The sequence below is a fragment of the Bradyrhizobium amphicarpaeae genome (assembly GCF_002266435.3).
Taxonomy (GTDB): Bacteria; Pseudomonadota; Alphaproteobacteria; order Rhizobiales; family Xanthobacteraceae; genus Bradyrhizobium; species Bradyrhizobium amphicarpaeae.
In genome coordinates, this window is sequence record NZ_CP029426.2 from 555,496 (window position 1) to 577,198 (window position 21,703).

The following is a 21,703-nucleotide window of genomic DNA, read 5'->3' on the forward strand; positions in this document are numbered from 1 at the left end:
GCGTCCCCATGGCGATCGTCACCACCTCCAAGAAGGCCTGCTCGGTCAATCCGCTCAAGATGAGCCAGCCGATCGGCGGCTCGTTCGCCTTCATGGGGCTGCGCGGTGCGATGCCGCTCCTGCATGGCTCGCAGGGCTGCACCTCGTTCGGGCTGACGCTGTTCGTGCGGCATTTCAAGGAAGCCGTGCCGATGCAGACCACCGCGATGAGCGAGGTCGCGACTGTGCTCGGCGGTTACGAGAACGTCGAGCAGGCGATTCTCAACATCTACAATCGCACCAAGCCCGAGATCATCGGCATCAACTCCACCGGCGTCACCGAGACCAAGGGCGACGACGTCGAGGGCTTCATTCGCCTGATCCGGCAGAAGCATCCGCAGCTCGAGAAATTCCCGCTGGTCTATGTCTCGACGCCCGATTTCAAGGATGCCTTCCAGGACGGCTGGGAGAAGACGGTCGCGCGCATGGTCGAGGTGCTGGTCGATCCCGTCGAGGCTGGGGCTGTGCGGGACGTGGAGCGCGTCAACGTGCTGCCGGGCTGCCATCTCACGCCCGGTGATCTCGACGAGCTGCGCACCATCCTCGAGGATTTCGGGCTCAAGCCGTCTTTCCTGCCTGATCTCGCCGGCTCGCTCGACGGCCACATTCCGGACGAGTTCACGCCGACGACGATCGGCGGCATCGGCGTCGACGAGATCGCCACTATGGGGCAGGCGGCCTGGACCATTGCGATCGGTGCGCAGATGAAGCGCGCGGCCGAAGCCATGCAGGAGAGGACCGGGGTGCCGTTCCGGCTGTTCGAACGGCTTTGCGGATTGATCCCGAACGACGAGTTCATCGCCTTCCTGAGCGAGATCAGCGGCCGGCCGGTGCCGGTGAAGTACCGCCGCCAGCGCGGCCAGCTTGCCGACGCGATGCTGGACACGCATTTTCATATCGGCGGCCGCAAGCTCGCGATCGGCGCCGAGCCCGACCTGCTGTTCGACCTGTCGAGCATGCTCTACGAAATGGGCGCCGAGGTTGCGGCAGCGGTGACCACTACGGCCTCGCCGGTGCTCGAGCGCGTCAAGGCACAGGAGGTCCTGATCGGCGATCTCGAGGATCTCGAGGATCTCGCCAAGGCGCGCGGTTGCGACCTGCTCGTCACCCATTCGCACGGTCGCCAGGCGGCCTCACGCCTGAAGATCCCGTTCTACCGCGCGGGCTTCCCGATGTTCGACCGCCTCGGTGCCGGGCACCTGATGTCGGTCGGCTACCGCGGCACCCGCGATCTGGTGTTCGATCTCGCCAATCTCGTCATAGCCGACCGCGAGGACAATCATCAGCCGACGCCCGACACCTGGCGGACCACCGACACGGGACTCCAGGTCGTCCCGCCGCAACTGCACTGAGCGAACGAGAGGACCAGATCGATGAAAGTCGCCTTTGCTACCCAGGACCTGAAGCGCGTCGACGCGCATTTCGGCTGGGCCAAGAACATCGCCATCTACGACGTCGGCCCCGAAGGGCACCGTTTCGTCGAGGCCATCCAGTTCGACGGCGATCTCAAGGAGGACGGCAACGAGGACAAACTGGCGCCGAAGATCGAGGCGATCAAGGATTGCACGATCCTCTATGTGGCCGCGATCGGCGGCTCGGGTGCAGCGCGGGTCGTCGCCAACAACATCCATCCGATGAAGGTGACGCAGCCCGAAGCGATCGACGATCTCTGCGTCAAGCTCGAGGACGTTCTGAAGGGCGCGCCGCCGCCCTGGCTGCGCAAGGTGCTGGCCAGGGATCAGGAACGCAACTTTGACTTCGAAGACTGAGGACAATCATCATGGCCGATGCGGCTGAACTCGTTCAACCCGACGCTGCGGCGGAAGCGCCGTTCGTCAAGGAACTCATCAAGATCTGGCGCGCCCAGGACACTCACGGCGCCTGGGAAGGCAAGAAGGATCTCGATCTGCTCGAACCCTACATCCTCGACAAGGAGAAGCGGCGCGCCTTGCCGATCGTCGGTGATCCCGATCCAGACACGATCTGGCGGTTGGAGCTGTTCTTCAACGCGGTCGCGCTCTCGATCGAGAGGGCGACGGGCGTGATGATCTCCCCGATGCTGAAGATGCATCACGAGGGCTTTGGCCGCATGGTTCTGATCGGGGGGCGGTTGATCGTCCTCAACAAGCAGCTGCGGGACGTGCATCGGTTCGGCTTCGACAATCTGGCGAAGCTCGCCGCCGAGGGCGACAAATACGTCGCCGGTGCCGTCGAGATGATCCGCAGATTTCCCGACGTGGCAAACTACTGAGGTTGAGCATGAGCGATCTTGAAACCCTAAAGGCCGAGATCAAGAAGCTGTCGGCCAAGGCCACGCAGGCGAAGATGGATCTCCACGATCTCTCCGAGGAGCTTCCGATCAACTGGACCTCGATCCTGAGCGTGGCCCAGAAGGCTCATGACGCCTTCTCCGAGCTCGAGCGCAAGCGCGAGGATCTCAAGTCGCTGGAAAAGGCATAGTGGATCGCGACCATGTCCTACGCAACCCGCGACGGCCGCGATTGGAAGCCGGATTACCTGGTGTCCATCGATCCCAAGAAGTGCATCGGCTGCGGCCGCTGCTACAAGGTCTGCGGCCGCGAGGTCATGACCCTGAAGGGCCTCAACGAGGACGGCGAGATGATCGACCTCGACGATGACGATGACGAGGTCGAGAAGAAGGTCATGGTGATGAACGACGACGGCGCCTGCATCGGCTGTGGCGCCTGCGCGCGGGTCTGCCCGACCAACTGCCAGACCCATGCGCCGGCGGCCGCCTGAGCGCGGCCTTCATCGATGAGCAAGACCCAGTTTGCCAGGTACAACATCGGCCAGGTGATCCGACATCGCCTCTATGCGATGCGCGGTGTCATCTTCGACGTCGATACATCGTTCGCTGGCACGGATGACGAACCGAGAACAAGCGGCGCGGCGACCGGCCTGGTCTACCGATTGTTCGCCGAGGACGATGAAGTCCCCTATGTTGCAAGTATCGCGGAACGCGACCTGGAACCGGATGAGTCCGGCGAGCCGGTCAGGCATCCCGGGATCGGGGCCATGTTCGAGATCGGCGAGGCGGGTCGCTATCGCCGGCGCAGGCTGTCGATGAACTGACGCGCATGGCATGCGCGCTCGTTTTCACTCGATTCCCTGCTCGCGCGCCTTCATCATCGCGGCGATACGGAACCGCTCGTGGATGGCGACGGGATTGGCGAGCATGTCGGCTTCGGCCCGCGTGAACGCGGTGAGAACGATCTCCGCCTCCGCCTGCGTCAGAGGCACGCGCCCGGCCATGTGGGTGGCTTCCGGCGCGGCCGACCGGATCGCGTGACGGTAGGGGTGATCCTTCACCTCGACCAGCTCGTTGGCTTCGAGCTTGCCGCCCAGCGTGATCGCAAGACCGACCACTTCGAGCTTGCGACCGTCCTGCGTCGTCTTGACCAATGTTGCCATGGCTAATGGGGCTCCTTCTGGAATCCGGCGGACCTCATGGGACCATCGGCATGGCGAAGCCGGGCCGGGGATGGGTGTCGTAATAGTCGGGCCGCTCCGGCCAGCCGCCCTCGGCGATGAACTTGAATGCAGCAATCTTTACCGGCGCGCCTGGCGAACAGGACACTTCGGCGAACCTGATCTCGCGTGGACCGGGCCCGGCGGAGAAATCCGCAATCACAGTGCCGTCGGCCTTGCAGGCGCGAGCAAAGCCGGGCGTACCGACGCTGCCTGCAGGCACGGGATTGGCAGCCAGGTTGACACCGTTCTCGCCAAAGGCGGGGCTGGCAAATTTGAAGGTGGCCAGCACGCCGCTGCGATCGACCGGGCGATCGGCTGTGATCGGGCGCGCGACCGAATAGACGGTCAGCGTACCGCCGTCGAGCAGCGCCTTGATCTCATCTTCCGAGCAGGCGGCAAATTCCGATGCGACGTTCATGTCCTTCTCCATGCCAACGGGGCTGCGTGAACAACATCAATTTCCGTGCCAAGCCGCGCCAGAGCGCCGCGGTGCGCCAGATCGCCGAATGCGACAGAAGTAGCGTCCCCTGAGGCGTCGTGATGCCGCCTCGCCTTCGGTGCTCGCGGCAAGGACGACGCACGTGTCGGATTCCGGACACACGAAGGACGGCCGCTGTGGCGGCGCGCCTAGCGCGAATCTTGCAACGCTTCCGGAGCGTTCGAGCGCATGTGAGGACAGCATGGATCAGAATACCGCCTACGCGATATGCGCCTTCAATGACATCCCGAGCCAGCGGGCGATCGGCTTTCAGCTGATGATCGTCGGAGAAGACGGTGGCAGCCGGCCATGGCCGATCGTGATCGTGCGCTGGGGTAGGCAGGTGTTCGGCTATCTCAACCGCTGCCCGCATGACGGCGTCAATTTGGATTGGGAGCGCCACCAGTTCCTGGACGGCAACGGTGCCAGGCTGATGTGCGGCAAGCACGGCGCGACGTTCGAGCTCGGCACCGGCCATTGCGTGGACGGGCCGTGCAAGGGCGAGAGTCTGACGCCGATCGCACTTGCCGTGCTCGACGGCGACATTTGCGTCACCGGCGTGACCCTGGTCGAGGACGACGAGACGGCCTGCGAAGAGGAGGTGTGAGGCGAGCGCGTCAGACCGGGCGGTTCTCGTTGCGGTTCTTCACCGGCTCCATCTTCGCGACACCGTCGTCGTAGGATATCTCGGTATAGGAGCCGTCGAGATCCCTGGCAGCGTCGAGCAGGTAGTCGAGCTTGCCGGCGGTGTCGAGCTTCTTGATGTCGTTCTTGTCGACGCCGGCGAGGTCCATCATCTCTTTCCAGACCGTGGATTCGTCGCACGGCAGGATGTGAAACGCGATGTCGCCGATCTTGGTGCGGTATTTCGCCAGGAAGTCGATGTTGTTGCAGAACATGAAGTAGCTGCCCTTCGGGCTCAGCGCACCGTCCAATACTTTCGCGACGTCAGCCAGATAAGCGTAGGAGTGAAGATAGCCGGCGAGCACCGGGATGGTCGCTTCGCCTTCCTGCGCCACGGCCAGAACCTGCTCGATCGAATATTCCGGCGGTCGCTTCTCGTCGGCGAGCTGCGCCTGGAACTTCAGCGCTATGTCGCCGCGAAAGCCGAAGCGCCCCGGCTTGGTCGTGTCGCCTTTCAGCACCGCGTTCAGGAGCCGGCCCTCCTTGTCCAGGCGGCCAAGGGCGGTGTGGTCGATCGACGTCATGAATGTCTCCTCGCTTCATCTGCTGCCGCGCGTGGCACGGCAATCTCGGCGGCCGCTATGCAAGGAGTCTGCCGTCCCTGCGCGATTGCACCGAAAGTCTGAACGCAATTGCAATTCGACGGAAATTGCGTGGCGGCGAGCTACGCCCGGTATCGCGCTGCTGCCCGTTTGTTGCGGCGCCGCCAAGGCGCCGTGTCGCAAACCAGACAAGCGTCGCAAAGACAACAGCCGGCGACTTGGGAAAGCCCAGCAGTTTCAGCCGCATGCGCTCTGGCACGGGACTTGCGATCCCTCACGTCAACAGAGCCAGACAAGTGAGGGCGAGCGATGATCAACCTGACGGACAGCGCGGTGAATGCGGTGAAGACCGCGATCTCCTCGGCAGCGCAGCCGGCGAGTGGTTTGCGGATCATGGTCGAGACCGGCGGCTGCGCCGGCTTCAAATATATGATGGGCATCGCCGAGGAAGCCAAGCCCGATGACACCGTGATCGAGCGTGGCGGCGTGAAGGTGTTCGTCGACAACGCGAGCCACGAGCATCTCGACGGCACCACGATCGATTTCGTCGTGGCGCTGGAGGGCTCGGGCTTCACCTTCGACAATCCCAACGCGAAGTCGAGCTGCTCCTGCGGCAAGTCGTTCAGCTGAATCAGCCGAAATCGTCAGAGAGAGAATACGAAATGCTCGCCGAATCCGAACGCCTGAAGCAGCCGCCGGCCGCCGAACCCTCCGATCGCGAGCGGATCGTCCGCGCCGTGCTCGACGAAGTCCGTCCCAATCTCAAGCGCGACGGCGGCGATTGCGAGCTGATCGAGATCGACGGCAACAAGGTGATGGTGAAGCTCACCGGAGCATGCGTGTTCTGCAAGCTCGCGAGCGCGACGCTGGAGGGCATCCAGGCCCGCCTGATCGAGCGGCTCGGCGAGTTCGTTCGGCTCATTCCTGTGGCCGGGGCCGCCAAGCCCCGTCACTGAACGAGGCCCGTCGTCGAGCCCGTTACCGAGAGAGGCGTTCCGTGCGGCCGATCTATCTCGACAACAACGCGACCACCCGCACGGATCCCTCCGTCGTTGCGGCGATGCTGCCTTTCTTTTCCGAGCAGTTCGGCAACGCGTCCTCGGCACACGCCCTCGGTAGCGAGGTCGCTGGCGCGGTGAGGGACGCTCGGCGTAACGTACAGGCCCTGATCGGTGCGGCCTTCGATCACGAGATCGTCTTTACCTCGGGAGGTACAGAGGCCGACAACACCGCGATCCTGTCGGCGCTGGCCGCGCAGGACGGGCGCGACGAGATCGTCACCACCGCCGTGGAGCATCCCGCCGTGCTGTCGCTGGTCGAGGAACTGGGCCGCCGCGGCCTCAAGAGCCATCTCGTTCCCGTCGATACGCGCGGCCGGCTGGATATCGAGGCTTATCGTCGCGCGCTCGGACCCCGTACCGCGGTCGCGTCCGTGATGTGGGCCAACAACGAGACCGGCGCCATCTTTCCGGTTGAATTCCTGGCCAAGATGGCCCACTCGGCCGGCGCGCTGTTTCACACCGATGCGGTGCAGGCGGTCGGCCGGGTTCCGATCGACCTGAAGTCCACCGAGATCGACATGCTCTCGCTGTCCGGCCACAAGCTGCATGGTCCGAAGGGGATCGGTGCGCTCTATGTCCGCAAGGGGACGAAGTTCAGCCCGCTGATCCTGGGCGGTCCACAGGAGCGCCGCCGCCGTGCCGGCACCGAGAACGTACCCGGCATCGTCGGCCTCGGCAAGGCAGCCGAGCTTGCGTCGGCACAGTTCGAGCCGGAGCGGGCGCAGGTCGCCGCGCTGCGCGATCGCTTGGAGCAAGGCATCCTTCGGTTCGGTCAATCTATGGTGCTGGGTGATACCAAGAGCCGGCTGCCGAACACGTCCAATATCGCCTTCGAGCACATCGAGGGCGAGGCGATCATCCATCATCTGAACCGCGCCGGCATTGCCGCCTCGCTCGGGTCGGCTTGCGCCTCGGGCTCAATGGAGCCGTCGCACGTGTTGCGCGCGATGAACGTGCCGCTGCAGGCGCTGCGCGGCGCGATCCGCTTCTCGCTGTCGCGGGAGACCACCGCCGACGAGATCGACCATGTGCTGCACGCATTGCCGGACATCCTTTCGAAACTGAGGGCATCGTCTCCATCGTGGCAACAGCGCGCGAGCGACACCTCCCTTCCCGCGGAGCTCAGCCTGTGAAAGTCATGATTCGTCGTTCACCCGAGACCGGCCTGTCGATCTACGTTCCGAAAAAGGACCTCGAGGAGCCGATCGTCGAATCCGAGCACGAAAGTCTGTGGGGCGGCTGGATCAGGATTGCCAACGGCTGGGTGCTCGACTTGCCGCAGATGGCCGATGACACCAGACTGCCGATCACGATCAACGCCAGGAAACGCGGCGGAGAGGGAGACGAGTGATGAACGCGCCGGTCCCACAGATCGATTTCGCCAATCTGGCCGACGCCGAGGCGATCCTCAGCGATGTCGTTGCGCGGATGCGTGCCGGCGCCGTCATTCCCTATCTCGGGCCGGGCGTCACTGAGCTTGCCGCGCCTGCGGTGCCGATGAACCCGGAGGCGCTGGCGGCCTTCTTGGGTGCCAAGGTTGCGCTGCCGCGGCGCGCCAGGGGCAACGCCTGGGCGGCGGCGCAGCACATCGAAAGTACGCGCCACCGCGCGACCGTGACGGCGCTGATGGCGGAGGCCTTCGCCACACCGGTCGTGCCGACTGCGCTGCAGCGCCATCTGGCTACGCTGCCGTTGCCGCTGATCGTCGACAGCTGGTACGACGGCGCGATGCGCAGCGCCTTCGGTGAACGCCGCGATTGGGGCGAGATCCAGGGCATCACCCGCGCCGGCATCGGCGAGGACCGCTGGTATCGCTTCTACGATGCGGCTGGCCAGGAGGCGGACCGTGCGGAAGCCAAGAGCTGGACCACGATCCTGTACAAGCCGCATGGCAGCGTCGCGCCGGTGAAGAACTTTCTGATCACCGATGCCGACTACGTCGAGGTGCTGACGGAGATCGACATCCAGACGCCGATTCCGGACGAGGTGAAGGCGCGGCGTACGGGCCGGAGCTTCCTGTTCCTCGGCTGCCGCTTCAACGACCAGCTCCTGCGTACCTACGCCCGACAAGTGTCGAAGCGTTCGGCGGAGAGCCACTATGCCGTGATCGAGCCCGATGCGCTCTCGAAGAACGAATTGCGCTTCCTGGTGAGCCAGGGGCTGACCCCGCTCGCCATCCCGCTGCCGCGTGCGATCGAAATCGTGCAGGCAGGTTGACCTGGTCGCATCATCGATCTGGCGTCGCCGCGCGGACCGAGCTTCCCGCGCGCGGCGAACGCGTTCGGGCGGCATCCACATGTCGACGAGGTCGCATCTGTCATCTTTCCAACATGCGTTGATAATCCGACATTCCGCGACGTCCGGGCTAACTCCTTGAAGCGAGCCATGAAAGTCGAGAACGCAGCGGTGGCATGCGGGTTGCTAATACCTCTCTAGAACGACTCTTAGGACGCTTCTCGAAAACCAGATCTGTTCGGCCTGCAAGGAGAACTGAACGATGGACGCTTCAGCGCAACACGATTTGAGCGGCAACGGCGACGTCGCCGGGATCGGCGAGATCATGCAGAACATCGCCGAGCACAAGGGCTGCGGCACCAGCGGCGGCAGCGGCAAGGCGAGTTGCGGATCGCAGGCCGGCCAGGGCGACCTGCCGACCGAGATCTGGGAGAAGGTGAAGAACCATCCCTGCTACAGCGAGGAGGCGCATCATCACTACGCGCGCATGCACGTCGCGGTGGCGCCAGCCTGCAACATCCAGTGCAACTACTGCAATCGCAAATACGACTGCGCCAATGAATCGCGCCCCGGCGTGGTCAGCGAGAAGCTGACGCCCGAGCAGGCCGCCAAGAAGGTGCTCGCGGTCGCCTCGACCATCCCGCAGATGACGGTGCTCGGCATCGCCGGCCCCGGCGATCCGCTGGCCAATCCGGAAAAGACCTTCAAGACCTTCGAGCTGATCTACAACACGGCACCCGATATCAAGCTGTGCCTGTCGACCAACGGCCTCATGCTGCCCGAACACGTGGACACCATTGCGAAGTTCAAGGTCGACCACGTCACGATCACCATCAACATGGTTGACCCCGAAATCGGTGCGAAGATCTATCCCTGGATCTTCTACAAGCACAAGCGCTACACCGGCTACGAGGCCGCCAAGATCCTCACCGATCGCCAGCTCCAGGGCCTGGAGATGCTCACCGAGCGCGGCATCCTGTGCAAGGTCAACTCGGTCATGATCCCCGGCATCAACGACCAGCATCTCGTCGAGGTCAACAGGGCCGTGAAGTCGCGCGGGGCCTTCCTGCACAACATCATGCCGCTGATCTCCGCGCCCGAGCACGGCACCGTGTTCGGCCTGAACGGCCAGCGCGGCCCGAGCGCGCAGGAGCTGAGGGCGCTGCAGGATTCCTGCGAAGGCGAAATGAACATGATGCGGCACTGCCGCCAGTGCCGCGCCGATGCGGTCGGTCTGCTCGGCGAGGACCGCAGCGCCGAGTTCACCACCGACAAGATCATGGCGATGGAGGTCAACTACGACGCCGACACCCGCAAGGCCTACCAGGCCAAGGTCGAGGAGGAGCGTGTCGCCAAGGTCGCGGCCAAGCAGGAAGAACTCGTTGAGCTCGCGGGTCGTTCCAGCGATATCAAGGTGCTGGCCGCGGTCGCAACCAAGGGCTCGGGCCTGATCAACGAGCATTTCGGCCACGCCAAGGAGTTCCAGGTCTACGAGCTCTCCACGGCCGGCGCGAAATTCGTCGGCCATCGCCGCGTCGACCTCTATTGCCAGGGCGGTTACGGCGAGGAGGACAGCCTCGAGACGATTATCCGCGCCATCAACGATTGCCATGCGGTGTTCGTGGCCAAGATCGGTGGCTGCCCGAAGGGAGACCTGATCAAGGCCGGCATCGAGCCGGTCGACCAATATGCCCACGAGTTCATCGAGAAGTCGGCGATCGCCTGGTTCAAGGTCTATCTCGACAAGGTCAACAGCGGCGAGATCGAGCACGTGGAGCGCGGCGATGCCGCCATCCGCCAAGGCGCGCTGATCTCGGCAGCGTGAGGAGAGCGAGATGCCGTTCAAGATCATCGCCTCGCAGTGCACGAGTTGCTCGGCCTGCGAGCCGGAATGCCCGAACGTCGCCATCCGAGAGAAGGGAGGAACGTTCGTGATCGATCCCAAGAAATGCACCGAGTGTCTTGGCCATTTCGATGAGCCTCAATGCGTGGCGGTGTGCCCGGTGGACAACACCTGCGTGATCGATACGTCGCTGCCGCGCTACCAGGCGCCTGCTTGAGGAGGACGACATGAACTTCACCATCACACCGGCAGCGCAGAAATTCATGCGGATGATGCTCCGCGTCGACGGCGGCGCCGGGAGCGGCTTTCGCCTCGCGGTCAGCCCGGGCGGCTGTTCGGGTCTTGCGGCGGACATCCACGTGCTTGCCGCGCCGCAGGCCGGCGATGCCGTGGTCGAGCGTGACGGCGTCAAGCTGTTCCTACCGGCCGAAAGTCGCTTGCTGCTCGACGGCGTCACGATCGACTTCAAGGATACGCCGACCCAGACCGGGCTGGTGTTCCACGATCCCAAGCAAGTCTCCTGCGGACATCACTAGGGATCGTCGATGCCGGACGCTCTTTTCAATCCGCAGTCCGAGATCAACGACGCGCTGGTCAGCAGCGCCTTACTCGGGGCCGGCCTGCCGAGCGAGGCCGAGCATCATCTGTGGGAGGCGGGGCTCGCCTATCATCTGGACGACATCGCCGAGAACCATCTGCGGGAAGCCGAGGCGCTCGCGCCCGGCCACGCTGCGGTGCTGATCGGCCTGTATCGCTTCTACTTCTACAAGGGGCGCCTTGCCGATGCGCTGGCGGTGGCCGAACGTTGCCTCACAAAGGCGGCGAGCGAGAACAATCTCGCGGCCGACTGGCGCAGGGTGCGTGCGGGCGATGCCGGGTTCGGTCGCTACGAAAACTTCCTGCCGCGCTTCTTCCTGTTCTCGCTCAAAGGCTACGCCTATCTGCAGATGCGCCTGGGGCGGACCGACGAAGGTCGGCTCGCAGTCGACAAGCTGCTGGAGCTCGATCCTTCCGACAAGATCGGGGCCGGGGTGCTGCTCGGCGTTCTCGATCGCATAGGGCAGGACGATGAGTGACGAGATCGACGAAGCCCGCGACTGGCAGGGCCAAGAGGTCGACTGCGCTGGCTGCGCGCACCTGGCGCTCAACGCTGCCGGCGGCTGCCGCATCAGGCATGCCTGCGTCAACGACCGCTACGCACGCCGGATCGATCGCTTCTTCAACTGGAACCAGGGCCTTGCCGACGGCTATCTCGGCCATCCGCATTTCGAGGTGCGCGCGATCGCGGCGAAATTCGCCAACTTGTTCCTGCTTCCGCCGCTGCTCGCCGACGCTGACGAAACCGTGCGCTGGAACGCCGTGCGTCGCCTCCCCAGGCGCTACGCGCTGCTTCTGCGTAAGGACCCGCATCGCGAGGTCAGGATGCGGGTGGTGACGCTGATCGACGGCGACGACCTGCTGCCGATGGTCTCCGACGAGGACTATTACGTCCGCCTCGTTGTCGCGCGCAAGCTCGCGCCGCTGCTGCTCGGCCGCATGATCGACGACGAGGAGGCGGAGGTGCGGCGCGTCGTGGCGCGGCGCATTCCGGACGAATGGCTGCTCGGCATGATCAACGATCGCGATGCCGCGGTACGGCTTGAGATCGCACAACGGCTGTCGCCCGAGCTGCTGGCCTTGATGCGCCGGGATCCGGACTGGCGCATCCGTTACGAGGTCGCCAGCAGGGCCGCGGCCGCCGAACTCATGGCGTTGGCGGACGATCAGGACAGCCTGGTGCGCGAGGTGGCGCGATCGCGCGTCGCGGTGCGCCTGGAACGGGAGACGGAGGCGTCCGTATGAGCAACATCGTCCGCGACAGCGACGTCGTCGAGCTGAGTGCGCCGCCCTTCTTCAGCTTCGGCGAGAAGGTGCGGGCCAAACGCACCATCCGCAACGACGGCACCTATGCCGGCAAGGAGATCGGCGACATCCTCGCCAAGAAGGGGGAGGTCGGCTACGTGGTCTCGATCGGCACGTTCCTTCAGCAGTTCTACATCTACGGCGTCGAATTCCTCGAAAGCGGCAACCGCGTCGGGATGAAGCGCAAGGAGCTCGACCCCGTCACGCCGCGCGATGTCGTCGAGGACATTCCACTGCCGGAGGCTGCGTCATGATGATCGAACCCAAGCTGCCGAAATATCAATGGGGCCAGCGCGTCAAGGCGACCGTGGACCTGCTCAATGACGGCTCGTTTCCGGATGCGCCGGCCGAGGGGCTCCTGGTCGGCACCGGCGACACCGGAGAGATCGTCCAGGTCGGCCGGCACACCGAGGCGAACCTGCCGATCTACCTCGTCGAGTTTGGGGAGCGGCTTGTGATCGGCTGCCTCGAAGAAGAAATTAGTCCGCTGTAGGGGGCGCGAGATGAACGCCGCGGTTCTCAGACAGATCGACCCGGGGATGCCTGCGCACCCCAACGAGCTCGATCGCAGGCGGATCGAGCGCGCCTTGGCGGCGCGCCGGCGCTATCGCTACGTCTCGCCGAAGGTCAGCTGCGTGGCCGGCGGCTACCTCATCGAAAGTCCTTGCTGTTCGCGCAACATCGAACCCGATGGCGGCGTCATCGACGTCGCGTTGCTGCATCACGATGCGGTCAGCGCGACCTGGCAATTGTTTCGCAAGGATCACGGGACGGGCGCCTGGGAGCTGCATGGCGTCCATCAGCGGTTGACGTCGGTCACCGACGTGCTGAACGCTGATCCCGAGCGCGTGTTCTGGCAATAGCAGGATTGGTCGAGATGGCATTGGCAGCAGTGGAATTGGCGGAAATCGAGCAGTTGCTGGCGACGTCGGATGCCGCGACGCAGGCTTGTCTCGAGCTGCGACGGAAATTCCCGCACCTCGCCTGGATTCGCTGCGATGCCTCCGACGTGACGGAGGCGCCGTTCCGCAGCTTTGGGGCGTTCGACCTGCATCTGCTCGACAGTGCCGATCATTGCGCGCAGATCACCGACGATCCCGCGCGAGCGACCGGAATCGTGCTGGCGAAGCGAGAGGCGAAGTCATGACCGAGCCCGCTCTCGCCTATGACGATTTGACCGAGACCGGCGAGGCGCCGGTCGAGGCGGGCCAGGCTTCCGTCATTCCCCTTTCGGATCCGGACATCACGCTGGCCGAGATCGGTGCGGTGGATGCTGTGCTGCGTTCTCCGCGGCTCTCCAGCGGGCCTCTCGTGGAGGAGTTCGAGGCGGCTTTCGCAGCCTATGTCGGCCGGTCCTATGCGGTCGCGGTGCCCAGCGGCACGATCGGCCTGCTGCTCGCGCTGAAGGCCTGCGGTATCGGTGCGAGCGACGAGGTCATCGCCTCATCCTATTCGTTCCGGGAAACCGCGCACGCGATCAGCCTTGCCGGCGCGCGGCCGGTGTTCGCCGATATCGACTATTGGTCCGGCAATCTGGCGCCGGCCAAGGTCGAGGAGCGGATCACGACCCGCACCCGCGCGATTCTTGCCTGCAACAACAACGGCCATCCGGCACCCTGGTCGGAGCTGCGCGACATCGCGGCTCGGCACGGTCTCCGCCTGCTGGAGGACTCCACCGAGGCCATCGGCTCGCGCTACAAGGGTGCGCTGGTCGGCAGCTTCGGCGACCTCGCGGTGTTCGATTTCGCCCAGCCGTCGCTGATGACCTGCGGTGAGGGCGGCATGGTCGTGACCGACGACATCGATCTCGCGGTGACCTTGCGCCGTCATCGGTCGCACCGGCTCAGCGAGCGATCCTCCGTCGTGGTCGGCTCGACCGCGGCCTATCAGGCCGGGATGAGCGATCTCGCGGCAGCGCTCGGGCTGGCGCAGCTCGGCCGCATCGACGAGATCATCGAGCGGCGGCGGCTGGTCGAGCAGCTCTATGCGACCCACGTGCAGTCGTTCGAGGGCATTAAGCCGCCTTACGTCGCTCCTGATGTGACCGAGGTCAACTGGTTCCTGTACATCGTACATCTCGGCACGCGCTTCGGCCAATCCAGCCGGGACGCCATTGCCGAGGATCTCCGCGTCGAGCAGGTCGAGGCGGCCGCCTACAGCCATCCGCTGCATTTGCAGCGGCACTATTTCGACCTCGGCTATCGCCGCGGCGACCTGCTAGTCACCGAAAAGATCGCCGATCGCGCTGTCGCGCTGCCGTTCCATACGCATCTGACCGACGGCCAGATCGAATTCATCGTCGAGACGATGAAGGACGCCTCGATCAACGTCGGCGCAGGCGCGGCGATCTACTGACCACCGATCCGTACAACAGAGAGGGTAAAGACCATGACCACACTGACAATCATGCCCGAGGGCAAGACCATCGAGGTCGCGGAAGGCACGACGCTGCTGGCGGCGCTGCTCGGCGCGGAGATCGCGATCCCGCACAAGTGCGAGGGCCAGGCCAAGTGCGGCTCCTGCCACATCTACGTGCAGGAAGGCCGCAAGGGACTGTCGAAGATCGCGAAGCTCGAGAACGAGAAGCTCGACGCGATCGTCGGCGTCAGCTCGAAGTCGCGGCTCGCCTGCCAGGCCACCATGCTCGGCACCGAGAGCGTCAAGATCGAGCTGCTCGGCTTCTCGTCGGGGCTGTGAGCACAGGAAAATGACGATGGAGACGCAGAACGTCATTCTTCACGCGCGCTTTGCGCCAAATGGCAGCGTGGTCGAAATGAGCGAGCGGCCCGATGGCCTGACGCCGCAGGCTTGGTTCAACTTCCTCAGCGACAAGGCCGGCGACGTCTACCAGACGCTCGCCGGCGGCAGGGGGGTGTTCCGGCTGACCCGGGACGAACTCGCGGCGCTGAAGCAGGCGGCCGTGCCGGTGCCGGTCTGAGCGGCGGGGCAGCGTCCATGGGCAAGGAGATCGAGGTCTTCGTCATCTGCGCGAACGACGAGATCGAGCGCGGCGGTGCCAAAGCGTTCAGCCTGTCGCGCATCGACGCATCCGGTGAGAACCGACCATTCCCGATCGTGGTGATCCGGACCCATGACAACGCCTATGTCGGCTACGTCAACGCCTGTCCGCATGAAGGGGTCTGGCTCAACATCGGGAGCGGCGATTTCTTCACGCAGGACCGGGCATTTCTCAAATGCGGCCGTCACGGCGCCACGTTCGAGATCGACAGCGGGCTGTGTATCGACGGCCCCTGCAACGGCAAGAGCCTCCAGCCGATCACGCTGGCGGTGATGGACGGCGAGGTCTGCCTCTGCGGCGAGCGCCTGGTCGAGGACGACCGCCCGTTCGGTGGCTTCGAGGACCATGACGAGACCATGGAAATCATGATCCATCCGGACTAGGAGAGCGGGCCGTGACGGTTGCTCAACTGCTCGATCGACTGGAGAGGACTGCCGGAGGACGCGGTCGTGCTGATGGACAGCGGGGACGGGCTGTCGCGCGTGTCCACGCTGGAATTTGTCGCCGATCAAGGCCCCGGTGCGCCCGCGGAGGTTATCCTCTCGCCGAGCATGGACGAGTAGATGCGTGCAGCAGAAGGCATCGGCATGAGCGATACGGTGGTGACTGTTTCGATGTTCGAGCGGATCGGCGGCACGGTCGTCATCGACCGCCTGGTGGAGAGTTTCTATCGCCGGATGGATGCGCTGCCCGAAGCCAGCGGCATTCGCGCCATGCATGCGGACGACCTTACATCGACCAAGCAGGTGCTGAAGCGCTATCTCTCGGAATGGACCGGCGGTCCGAAGCTGTATTCGCCGGAGAAGGGGCATCCGCGGCTGCGCCAGCGCCATATGGGTTTCCCGATCGGCAGCGCCGAGCGCGACGCCTGGCTGCTCTGCATGCGTGGCGCGCTCGAGGAGACGGTCGCCGATGCTGCCGCGCGCCAGGAAATCGACGTCGCGTTGTCTCGCCTTGCCGACTGGATGCGTAACCAGGCCGGCAATCCGCACGATGAGCGCGGCGGGCACGGTTGAGGCCGCGCGCTGTCACTCCGACAGCGGCAGTCCGAAAAAGTCCTCGTCCGCACCGCCCCATGCCGTGTGGAGGGCAAGCCCGGTCTGCCATCGCCCGAGCTCAGATTCATTTGCCGGCCGGTGCGTGATCGTTCCATCGGGCTTCCCGGTCAGCAGGAAGCTCTTGCCGTTGCGGATGAAGCGGTTGAGATCCTTGGTGTCGGTCGGCCGCACCACGCAGCGCGGCGCGTCGTCGATGAGAATGGTCGTCGGCAGCATGTCGCACGCCTCCTTCAATCTACCGGCGGTCCGAGATCGTCATCGCCTTTCTTCTTTTTCTTCTTCTCTGTTTTCGCCTGCGCATAGGCGCCGGCATTCTTCAACAGCACCGGCTTCTGTCCTTCGACATATTGCGAGATCCAGAACAGGGTCCGTTTCAGCGCCTGCCCGGCGGCGTCCTCGCGATAGCTGCCGCGCTCGTCGCAGCCGAAGCCCTGGGCGGCGCCCGGATAGGTGAAGGCGCTGACGTCGGGGCGATGGGCGCGGAACTGCGAGATCTGCTCCAGCGGGAGTTCCGGATCGTTCTCGCCGAAATGCAGCAGCGTCGGCACCTTGCGCTTCTCGCGATAATCGGCGACCGTTCCGCCGCCGTCATAGCCGATCACGCAGGCGAGGCCGTTGACCTTGTTGGCGGCCGTGTAGGCGAGGTCGCCACCCCAGCCATAGCCGACGATCGCGACCTTGCCGGCGCCCTTCACGGCGTCGACGGTCGCCTGAATATCGGAGATGGTCAGTTCCTTGTTGAGCTCGGCGGTGATGGCCGCGGCTGCGGCCTTGCCGCCGTCGTCGTGATCAAGACTGACGCCCGGCTTGACCCGGTCGAACAGCGATGGCGCGATGGCGACATAGCCAGCGGCCGCAAAGGCGTCGGCGGCCTTGCGGACTTCCGGCGTGACGCCGAACACGTCCTGGAGAACGACGACGGCGCCCTTCGGCGTCTCCGACGGCTCGGCGCGATAGGCGGAGAAGCTGGCTCCGTCACTGGCGGTGAGTTCGATCATCTGCGTTCTCTCCTCTCCGATAGGCTTCCGGCTATTGGGCTAGAGCAAGCCGAGCTCGAGCTTGACGTCGTCGGACATCCGCGACGAGTCCCAGGGCGGATCGAACACCAGGCGGACCTCGACCTTATCGATGCCGTCGACGTCGATCACCGCCTTTTCCACCCAGGCCAGCATCTCGCCCGCGACCGGGCAGCCCGGCGCGGTCAGGGTCATGTCGATCTCGACCAGGCCGGCATCCTTCGGCTCGATCCGGTAGATCAGGCCGAGGTCGTAGACGTTCACGGGAATTTCGGGATCGTGAACGGTCCGCAGCGCAGCGACGATACCCGCGATCAGCGTGTCGTTGTCGGCGAGGTCTGTCGTCATGGTTGCCTCACTGCAGTCCCTCGGCGAGGGCTGCGACGACCGGCCAGCCGACTGCGCCTGCGGGGTCGAGCCTGCGTAGCGCAGCGAGCATGCCGAGCGCCTGATCCTGCTCGTCCTTCCTCAGATGGATGAAGGCGAGCGCTTTCAGCGTGTAGAGCGCGAAGCGGCCGGGGCCATCAGGCAGTGCGACTTGTGGCCGCCAATGGCGCCAGTCGGGATGCCATCCTGCCTGATGCGCAGCTTCACGCAGGCCGCGCTCGGCGATGGTCTGGGCCTCGTCGAGACGGCCACGATAGGTGTGGGTCTTGTAGAGGCAGAAATAGACCGCAAGCTCCGTCGGTGCTTCGTCGAGCGCCTTGCGGAAGATGCGATCGGCTTCGAGGGGATCGCGGCGATAGCTGACCACGCCCTGCTGCAGCAGCATGTCGATCTCGGCGGGAAGCTCGCCGAAATTGATTCCATCGGAGTCGACGAGCACGGCCGTCATGCACGGCTCGCGTCAGTCGGGATCTGGCGCCGAACGCCCAATCTGTTGAAGTCCGGATAAAGCACGTCGCGTCCTCGTCCTGCGTATCGGAATGCGTGTCCTGACCCAGCTAAGCAAAAGCCGGGCCGCGTGAACGAGGCGGTGAAAGCGATGCGAATTGGCGGCGCAGAGAACGCTCTGGGCGGCCTCGCGCACGGGCCAGAGGACGTCCGTCACGTCAGCGACATGTGCGCGCATCGCATTGTCGGATGTCGGACATGACAGCGGCGCGCATGGCGCAACTCCCTGTCACGACAGCTGTTCGCGAATTGGTTTGGTGCTTGCATGGGGGTGCCATGAAGCAGGAGTGCGCGACATGGCGATGGCGGGACCGGATATCGAGCAACTGATCAGGGAGGCTTTTCCCGAGGCCCAGGTGGTCGTGACCGATCTCGCCGGCGACGGCGATCATTATGGCGCGCGCGTCGTCTCGCAAGCGTTTGCCGGCAAGAGCCGGATCCAGCAGCACCAGATGGTCTATGCCGCCCTGAAGGGACAGATGGGCGAGGCGTTGCATGCGCTCGCGCTTGAAACGGCAGTGCCGACATGACCGTTTGACGGTCCCGGCAAGTCATCTCCGTCAATGCGAAAGGGCAGATACATGGGCGATCCGACCGAACAACGAATCAAGGACATCATCGGGAGCACCGACGTCGTGCTGTTCATGAAGGGTGTGCCGGCCGCGCCGCAATGCGGCTTCTCCGGTGCGGTGGTGCAGATCCTGAACGGCCTCGGCGTGCCCTTCACCGGCGTCAACGTGCTCGCAGATCCCGACATCCGCGACGGAATCAAGTCGTTCTCGAACTGGCCGACCATTCCCCAGCTCTACGTCAAGGGGGAATTCCTTGGCGGCTGCGACATCGTGCGCGAGATGTTCAAGCTGGGTGAGCTGGCCGCGGTGCTGAATGACAAGGGCGTTGCGGTGACAGCGTCATGAGCGATGGCATGACCGAGGAGTTCGAGCTGCCGCAGCTCTACCGCCTTCACGTCTTCGCCTGCCACACCCAGCGACCGCCGGGCCATCCGCGCGGCAGCTGCGGTGCCGCCGGCGGCGGGCCGTTGTGGGAGCGGCTCGGCAAGGCGATCGAGGCTAAAGGTCTCGCCGATGTCGGCTTTACCGCGTCGGGCTGTCTCGGCTTCTGCACCGCCGGCCCGCTGATGGTCGTCTATCCCGATGGGGTCTGGTATCGGCCGACCACGCCGGAAGACGTCGACGAGATCGTCGACCAGCATCTGGCGCAGGGCCGGCGGGTCGATCGCCTGGTGATGATGCTGGCCCGGAGCTGAGCCGCTATCGCGGCTCGGCGCAACGCGGCATCGTCTGCGGCCGCGTGCAGCCCTGGAGATCGGAGCGCTCGCCGCCGAGCAGCGACGGCACCGGCTCGCGGTCGAAGCCGGCGCATCGCATGCCGTCGACGTCGATCAGCGGACGCCGGATCAGCAGGGGATCGGCGAGCATCAGGTCGAGTGCGCCTGCGGCGTAGATCTCGGTCGGCTTCACTTCGCCGGACTTGATCCGCGGCGCCGCCGGATTGAACCATGACATGACCGGCGTCTCGCCGAAGAACGCGCGCAGCTCCGCAGCCGTCCACGGCTCGGTCAGCAGGCTCTTCGCAACGACCTGGTGACCGGCCGCTTCCAACGCGCGGATCTGCCGGGCATTGGTTCCGCAGCCCGGCTTCTGGAAGAACAACACAATTGCCACGAGCGCTCCTATTTCATCGCGCTGAGCTGGATCAGCGGCGCGGCGCCACCGCGGCCGAGGATGGTGTCGACCTTCTTGCGGACACCTTCCAGCGTCAGCGGCTTGACCACGGCGCCGTGGGCGCCCGCCTTCATAGCGGCGACCGCAGTCGTCTCGTCCGACTTGTCGGTGACGACGAGAATGCGAACGCCGGGGAATTTCGCTGCGAGCTCGCCGATCAAGCCTGGTCCACGTGCCTTCAGGAACGAGACCCCGAGCAGCACCACGTCGGGCCGCAGCCAGTCGACGCCCCTGGCATAGGCTTCCTCAGGCGTGGCCAGCTCATGGGTCTCGATCTCGTCGTGCAACATGAACTGGAGGGCTGCGCGGGTAATCTCGTCCTCGTCGACCACGAATACGCGGCGCTGGTCGACGGCCTTCGCGGTCTCGACTCCGATCTGCATCTGTCGTTCTCCTCTGATCGCTCCATATCGGGCGTGAGCAAATTCCGTTCCGCATCTGCGCGGCGCAGATCGCGGTGCATTCGCACCGCAAGTGGCGTGATCCTTGTCTGGTTTCTGACAGAGGCCCTACCTCTGTAGGGTTCGACACAGCTTCCGCCTGCCGCTGGTGCCGAAATATTTCGCGAGCGTGATCAGCGTCTTAGGCGGCGGGGGATGAATGGCACGCCAGTTGCTATCTGGATGCAGCAACAACGAGTGAGGGCTGAGAACACGCCGACGCCGATGGCGAGCGTTGTTCTCCTTCCCGAACCCCGCGGGCCCACGCTTCTGAGAGAGAAGCAATCTCGCGCGAACAGCGCGATGTCATTGGCAATCGGTTGATGGAGAGCAACATGTCTTCACTGAGACAAATCGCGTTTTACGGCAAGGGTGGTATCGGCAAATCGACGACGTCGCAGAACACGCTCGCGGCGCTTGCCGAGATGGGTCACAAGATCCTGATCGTCGGCTGCGATCCCAAGGCGGATTCGACCCGCCTGATCCTGCACGCCAAGGCGCAGGACACGATTCTGAGCCTGGCGGCCAACGCCGGCAGCGTCGAGGACCTCGAACTCGAGGACGTGATGAAGGTCGGTTACCGCGACATCCGCTGCGTCGAATCCGGCGGTCCCGAGCCCGGAGTCGGCTGCGCCGGCCGCGGCGTCATCACCTCGATCAATTTCCTGGAAGAGAACGGCGCCTACGAGGACATTGATTACGTGTCCTACGACGTGCTCGGCGACGTCGTCTGCGGCGGCTTTGCGATGCCGATCCGCGAGAACAAGGCGCAGGAGATCTACATCGTGATGTCCGGCGAGATGATGGCGATGTACGCCGCCAACAACATCTCCAAGGGCATTCTGAAATACGCCAATTCCGGCGGCGTGCGGCTCGGCGGCCTGGTCTGCAACGAACGCCAGACCGACAAGGAGCTGGAGCTGGCGGAAGCCATGGCCAAGAAGCTCGGCACCCAGCTCATCTACTTCGTGCCGCGCGACAACATCGTGCAGCACGCGGAGCTGCGCCGCATGACGGTGCTGGAATACGCGCCGGAGTCCCAACAGGCCGAGCACTACCGGAAGCTCGCGCACAAGATCCACAACAACGCCGGCAAGGGCATCATCCCGACCCCGATCACCATGGACGAGCTCGAGGACATGCTGATGGAGCACGGCATCATGAAGGCGGTCGACGAGTCCGTCGTCGGCAAGACCGCCGCCGAGCTCGCCGCGATGTCGGCCTGATCATCTGGCCGGCCTCCCCGCACCGGGGA

Annotated in this window: 39 protein-coding genes; 30 read left to right on the forward strand and 9 right to left on the reverse strand. The window is 64.6% G+C overall.

Annotated elements, in window-relative coordinates; genetic code table 11:
• Window positions 1-8 precede the first annotated feature (8 nt).
• From nifN to hspQ, 6 genes are read left to right on the forward strand one after another with little or no spacing between them, the layout of a single operon-like run.
• Complete coding sequence (gene nifN, locus CIT40_RS02645; RefSeq protein WP_094891036.1) at window positions 9-1,391, forward strand: nitrogenase iron-molybdenum cofactor biosynthesis protein NifN; 1,383 nt, start codon at window positions 9-11, stop codon at window positions 1,389-1,391.
• A gap of 21 nt (window positions 1,392-1,412) precedes the next feature.
• Entirely contained in the window at window positions 1,413-1,808 is a 396-nt protein-coding gene (nifX, locus tag CIT40_RS02650; protein ID WP_094891035.1) for a nitrogen fixation protein NifX, read from the forward strand.
• 11 nt (window positions 1,809-1,819) lie between these two features.
• Window positions 1,820-2,290 carry a NifX-associated nitrogen fixation protein gene (locus tag CIT40_RS02655; RefSeq protein WP_094891034.1) on the forward strand — a complete coding sequence of 157 codons (471 nt, stop codon included), beginning with the start codon at window positions 1,820-1,822 and terminating at the stop codon, window positions 2,288-2,290.
• An 8-nt stretch (window positions 2,291-2,298) separates the two neighbouring features.
• Entirely contained in the window at window positions 2,299-2,499 is a 201-nt protein-coding gene (locus CIT40_RS02660; RefSeq protein WP_094891033.1) for a CCE_0567 family metalloprotein, read from the forward strand.
• 12 nt (window positions 2,500-2,511) lie between these two features.
• Window positions 2,512-2,799 carry a ferredoxin III, nif-specific gene (gene fdxB / locus CIT40_RS02665; protein WP_094891032.1) on the forward strand — a complete coding sequence of 96 codons (288 nt, stop codon included), beginning with the start codon at window positions 2,512-2,514 and terminating at the stop codon, window positions 2,797-2,799.
• Between the two features lie 15 nt (window positions 2,800-2,814).
• A complete protein-coding gene (gene hspQ / locus CIT40_RS02670; RefSeq protein WP_094891031.1) occupies window positions 2,815-3,132 on the forward strand; it encodes a heat shock protein HspQ in 318 nt (105 codons plus the stop codon).
• 24 nt (window positions 3,133-3,156) lie between these two features.
• Here the strand turns inward: hspQ and CIT40_RS02675 are convergent, their stop codons facing one another.
• Entirely contained in the window at window positions 3,157-3,471 is a 315-nt protein-coding gene (locus CIT40_RS02675) for a hypothetical protein (protein ID WP_094891030.1), read from the reverse strand.
• A gap of 34 nt (window positions 3,472-3,505) precedes the next feature.
• Window positions 3,506-3,949: a hypothetical protein gene (locus CIT40_RS02680; RefSeq protein ID WP_094891085.1), complete on the reverse strand. Its 444-nt coding sequence runs from the start codon at window positions 3,947-3,949 to the stop codon at window positions 3,506-3,508.
• 262 nt (window positions 3,950-4,211) lie between these two features.
• Here CIT40_RS02680 and CIT40_RS02685 point away from each other — a divergent pair, with 262 nt between their 5' ends.
• Window positions 4,212-4,616 carry a Rieske (2Fe-2S) protein gene (locus CIT40_RS02685; RefSeq protein ID WP_094891029.1) on the forward strand — a complete coding sequence of 135 codons (405 nt, stop codon included), beginning with the start codon at window positions 4,212-4,214 and terminating at the stop codon, window positions 4,614-4,616.
• A gap of 10 nt (window positions 4,617-4,626) precedes the next feature.
• Here the strand turns inward: CIT40_RS02685 and CIT40_RS02690 are convergent, their stop codons facing one another.
• Window positions 4,627-5,217 carry a hypothetical protein gene (locus tag CIT40_RS02690; RefSeq protein ID WP_094891028.1) on the reverse strand — a complete coding sequence of 197 codons (591 nt, stop codon included), beginning with the start codon at window positions 5,215-5,217 and terminating at the stop codon, window positions 4,627-4,629.
• A 327-nt stretch (window positions 5,218-5,544) separates the two neighbouring features.
• On the opposite strand from CIT40_RS02690, the gene CIT40_RS02695 reads away from it, so the two are divergent.
• The 19 genes from CIT40_RS02695 to CIT40_RS02785 all read left to right on the forward strand — a co-directional run bounded on the left by CIT40_RS02695 (window position 5,545) and on the right by CIT40_RS02785 (window position 16,311).
• A complete protein-coding gene (locus CIT40_RS02695; RefSeq protein ID WP_094891027.1) occupies window positions 5,545-5,865 on the forward strand; it encodes a HesB/IscA family protein in 321 nt (106 codons plus the stop codon).
• Between the two features lie 32 nt (window positions 5,866-5,897).
• Window positions 5,898-6,191, forward strand: a complete 294-nt coding sequence (locus CIT40_RS02700) for a NifU family protein (protein WP_094891026.1) — start codon at window positions 5,898-5,900, stop codon at window positions 6,189-6,191.
• Window positions 6,192-6,232: 41 nt separating this feature from the next.
• Window positions 6,233-7,429 (forward strand): cysteine desulfurase NifS, encoded by a 1,197-nt coding sequence (gene nifS / locus CIT40_RS02705; protein ID WP_094891025.1) that lies wholly within the window; start codon window positions 6,233-6,235, stop codon window positions 7,427-7,429.
• A complete protein-coding gene (gene nifT / locus CIT40_RS02710; RefSeq protein ID WP_094891024.1) occupies window positions 7,426-7,647 on the forward strand; it encodes a putative nitrogen fixation protein NifT in 222 nt (73 codons plus the stop codon). The genes nifS and nifT overlap by 4 nt, the downstream gene beginning before the upstream one ends.
• Window positions 7,647-8,513 (forward strand): SIR2 family NAD-dependent protein deacylase, encoded by an 867-nt coding sequence (locus tag CIT40_RS02715; protein ID WP_094891084.1) that lies wholly within the window; start codon window positions 7,647-7,649, stop codon window positions 8,511-8,513. The genes nifT and CIT40_RS02715 overlap by 1 nt, the downstream gene beginning before the upstream one ends.
• A gap of 280 nt (window positions 8,514-8,793) precedes the next feature.
• Window positions 8,794-10,356, forward strand: a complete 1,563-nt coding sequence (gene nifB, locus CIT40_RS02720) for a nitrogenase cofactor biosynthesis protein NifB (protein WP_094891023.1) — start codon at window positions 8,794-8,796, stop codon at window positions 10,354-10,356.
• Between the two features lie 10 nt (window positions 10,357-10,366).
• A complete protein-coding gene (locus tag CIT40_RS02725; protein WP_025037807.1) occupies window positions 10,367-10,591 on the forward strand; it encodes a 4Fe-4S binding protein in 225 nt (74 codons plus the stop codon).
• Between the two features lie 10 nt (window positions 10,592-10,601).
• The gene (locus CIT40_RS02730; protein WP_094891022.1) at window positions 10,602-10,910 is read left to right on the forward strand and encodes a HesB/IscA family protein; all 309 of its coding nucleotides are present in this window, start codon (window positions 10,602-10,604) and stop codon (window positions 10,908-10,910) included.
• Window positions 10,911-10,919: 9 nt separating this feature from the next.
• On the forward strand, window positions 10,920-11,450 hold the full coding sequence (locus tag CIT40_RS02735; RefSeq protein WP_094891021.1) for a hypothetical protein: 531 nt from the start codon (window positions 10,920-10,922) through the stop codon (window positions 11,448-11,450).
• Window positions 11,443-12,216, forward strand: a complete 774-nt coding sequence (locus CIT40_RS02740; RefSeq protein ID WP_094891020.1) for a 4Fe4S-binding leucine-rich repeat protein — start codon at window positions 11,443-11,445, stop codon at window positions 12,214-12,216. The genes CIT40_RS02735 and CIT40_RS02740 overlap by 8 nt, the downstream gene beginning before the upstream one ends.
• Window positions 12,213-12,530, forward strand: a complete 318-nt coding sequence (locus tag CIT40_RS02745; RefSeq protein ID WP_094891019.1) for a nitrogen fixation protein NifZ — start codon at window positions 12,213-12,215, stop codon at window positions 12,528-12,530. The genes CIT40_RS02740 and CIT40_RS02745 overlap by 4 nt, the downstream gene beginning before the upstream one ends.
• Complete coding sequence (locus CIT40_RS02750) at window positions 12,530-12,769, forward strand: nitrogen fixation protein NifZ (RefSeq protein ID WP_094891083.1); 240 nt, start codon at window positions 12,530-12,532, stop codon at window positions 12,767-12,769. The genes CIT40_RS02745 and CIT40_RS02750 overlap by 1 nt, the downstream gene beginning before the upstream one ends.
• 10 nt (window positions 12,770-12,779) lie before the next feature.
• Window positions 12,780-13,139, forward strand: coding sequence for a DUF3024 domain-containing protein (locus CIT40_RS02755; RefSeq protein ID WP_094891018.1), 360 nt, complete (start codon window positions 12,780-12,782; stop codon window positions 13,137-13,139).
• Between the two features lie 14 nt (window positions 13,140-13,153).
• A complete protein-coding gene (locus tag CIT40_RS02760; RefSeq protein WP_094891017.1) occupies window positions 13,154-13,423 on the forward strand; it encodes a hypothetical protein in 270 nt (89 codons plus the stop codon).
• Window positions 13,420-14,631 carry a DegT/DnrJ/EryC1/StrS family aminotransferase gene (locus tag CIT40_RS02765; RefSeq protein ID WP_094891016.1) on the forward strand — a complete coding sequence of 404 codons (1,212 nt, stop codon included), beginning with the start codon at window positions 13,420-13,422 and terminating at the stop codon, window positions 14,629-14,631. Before CIT40_RS02760 ends, CIT40_RS02765 begins: the two co-directional genes overlap by 4 nt.
• 33 nt (window positions 14,632-14,664) lie before the next feature.
• Window positions 14,665-14,973: a 2Fe-2S iron-sulfur cluster-binding protein gene (locus CIT40_RS02770; protein ID WP_094891015.1), complete on the forward strand. Its 309-nt coding sequence runs from the start codon at window positions 14,665-14,667 to the stop codon at window positions 14,971-14,973.
• A 16-nt stretch (window positions 14,974-14,989) separates the two neighbouring features.
• Complete coding sequence (locus CIT40_RS02775) at window positions 14,990-15,214, forward strand: hypothetical protein (protein WP_094891014.1); 225 nt, start codon at window positions 14,990-14,992, stop codon at window positions 15,212-15,214.
• Window positions 15,215-15,231: 17 nt separating this feature from the next.
• Complete coding sequence (locus CIT40_RS02780) at window positions 15,232-15,678, forward strand: Rieske (2Fe-2S) protein (protein ID WP_094891013.1); 447 nt, start codon at window positions 15,232-15,234, stop codon at window positions 15,676-15,678.
• Between the two features lie 204 nt (window positions 15,679-15,882).
• Window positions 15,883-16,311, forward strand: coding sequence for a group II truncated hemoglobin (locus tag CIT40_RS02785; protein WP_094891082.1), 429 nt, complete (start codon window positions 15,883-15,885; stop codon window positions 16,309-16,311).
• 12 nt (window positions 16,312-16,323) lie between these two features.
• Here CIT40_RS02785 and CIT40_RS02790 read toward each other — a convergent pair whose 3' ends face one another.
• Genes CIT40_RS02790 through CIT40_RS02805 form a run of 4 tightly spaced genes read right to left on the reverse strand, consistent with a single transcriptional unit; the run spans window position 16,324 to window position 18,204 of the window.
• Window positions 16,324-16,569, reverse strand: a complete 246-nt coding sequence (locus tag CIT40_RS02790; protein ID WP_094891081.1) for a hypothetical protein — start codon at window positions 16,567-16,569, stop codon at window positions 16,324-16,326.
• A gap of 14 nt (window positions 16,570-16,583) precedes the next feature.
• Window positions 16,584-17,351, reverse strand: coding sequence for a dienelactone hydrolase family protein (locus tag CIT40_RS02795; protein ID WP_094891012.1), 768 nt, complete (start codon window positions 17,349-17,351; stop codon window positions 16,584-16,586).
• Between the two features lie 39 nt (window positions 17,352-17,390).
• Window positions 17,391-17,717: an iron-sulfur cluster assembly protein gene (locus CIT40_RS02800; protein WP_094891011.1), complete on the reverse strand. Its 327-nt coding sequence runs from the start codon at window positions 17,715-17,717 to the stop codon at window positions 17,391-17,393.
• Between the two features lie 7 nt (window positions 17,718-17,724).
• On the reverse strand, window positions 17,725-18,204 hold the full coding sequence (locus tag CIT40_RS02805; RefSeq protein WP_094891010.1) for a hypothetical protein: 480 nt from the start codon (window positions 18,202-18,204) through the stop codon (window positions 17,725-17,727).
• Between the two features lie 355 nt (window positions 18,205-18,559).
• Between CIT40_RS02805 and CIT40_RS02810 the strand changes: the two genes are divergently transcribed.
• The 3 genes from CIT40_RS02810 to CIT40_RS02820 are packed head-to-tail and all read left to right on the forward strand — an operon-like array spanning window position 18,560 to window position 19,530.
• Entirely contained in the window at window positions 18,560-18,793 is a 234-nt protein-coding gene (locus tag CIT40_RS02810; RefSeq protein ID WP_094891009.1) for a BolA family protein, read from the forward strand.
• 51 nt (window positions 18,794-18,844) lie between these two features.
• Window positions 18,845-19,180: a Grx4 family monothiol glutaredoxin gene (gene grxD / locus CIT40_RS02815; protein ID WP_094891008.1), complete on the forward strand. Its 336-nt coding sequence runs from the start codon at window positions 18,845-18,847 to the stop codon at window positions 19,178-19,180.
• A complete protein-coding gene (locus CIT40_RS02820; protein WP_094891007.1) occupies window positions 19,177-19,530 on the forward strand; it encodes a (2Fe-2S) ferredoxin domain-containing protein in 354 nt (117 codons plus the stop codon). The genes grxD and CIT40_RS02820 overlap by 4 nt, the downstream gene beginning before the upstream one ends.
• A gap of 4 nt (window positions 19,531-19,534) precedes the next feature.
• On the opposite strand, the gene CIT40_RS02825 is transcribed toward CIT40_RS02820, so the two are convergent.
• A complete protein-coding gene (locus CIT40_RS02825) occupies window positions 19,535-19,948 on the reverse strand; it encodes a thioredoxin domain-containing protein (RefSeq protein WP_094891006.1) in 414 nt (137 codons plus the stop codon).
• 8 nt (window positions 19,949-19,956) lie between these two features.
• On the reverse strand, window positions 19,957-20,391 hold the full coding sequence (locus CIT40_RS02830; protein WP_094891005.1) for a response regulator: 435 nt from the start codon (window positions 20,389-20,391) through the stop codon (window positions 19,957-19,959).
• A gap of 392 nt (window positions 20,392-20,783) precedes the next feature.
• Between CIT40_RS02830 and nifH the strand changes: the two genes are divergently transcribed.
• Window positions 20,784-21,674, forward strand: coding sequence for a nitrogenase iron protein (gene nifH / locus CIT40_RS02835; protein WP_094891080.1), 891 nt, complete (start codon window positions 20,784-20,786; stop codon window positions 21,672-21,674).
• The last annotated feature ends 29 nt before the right edge of the window (window positions 21,675-21,703 follow it).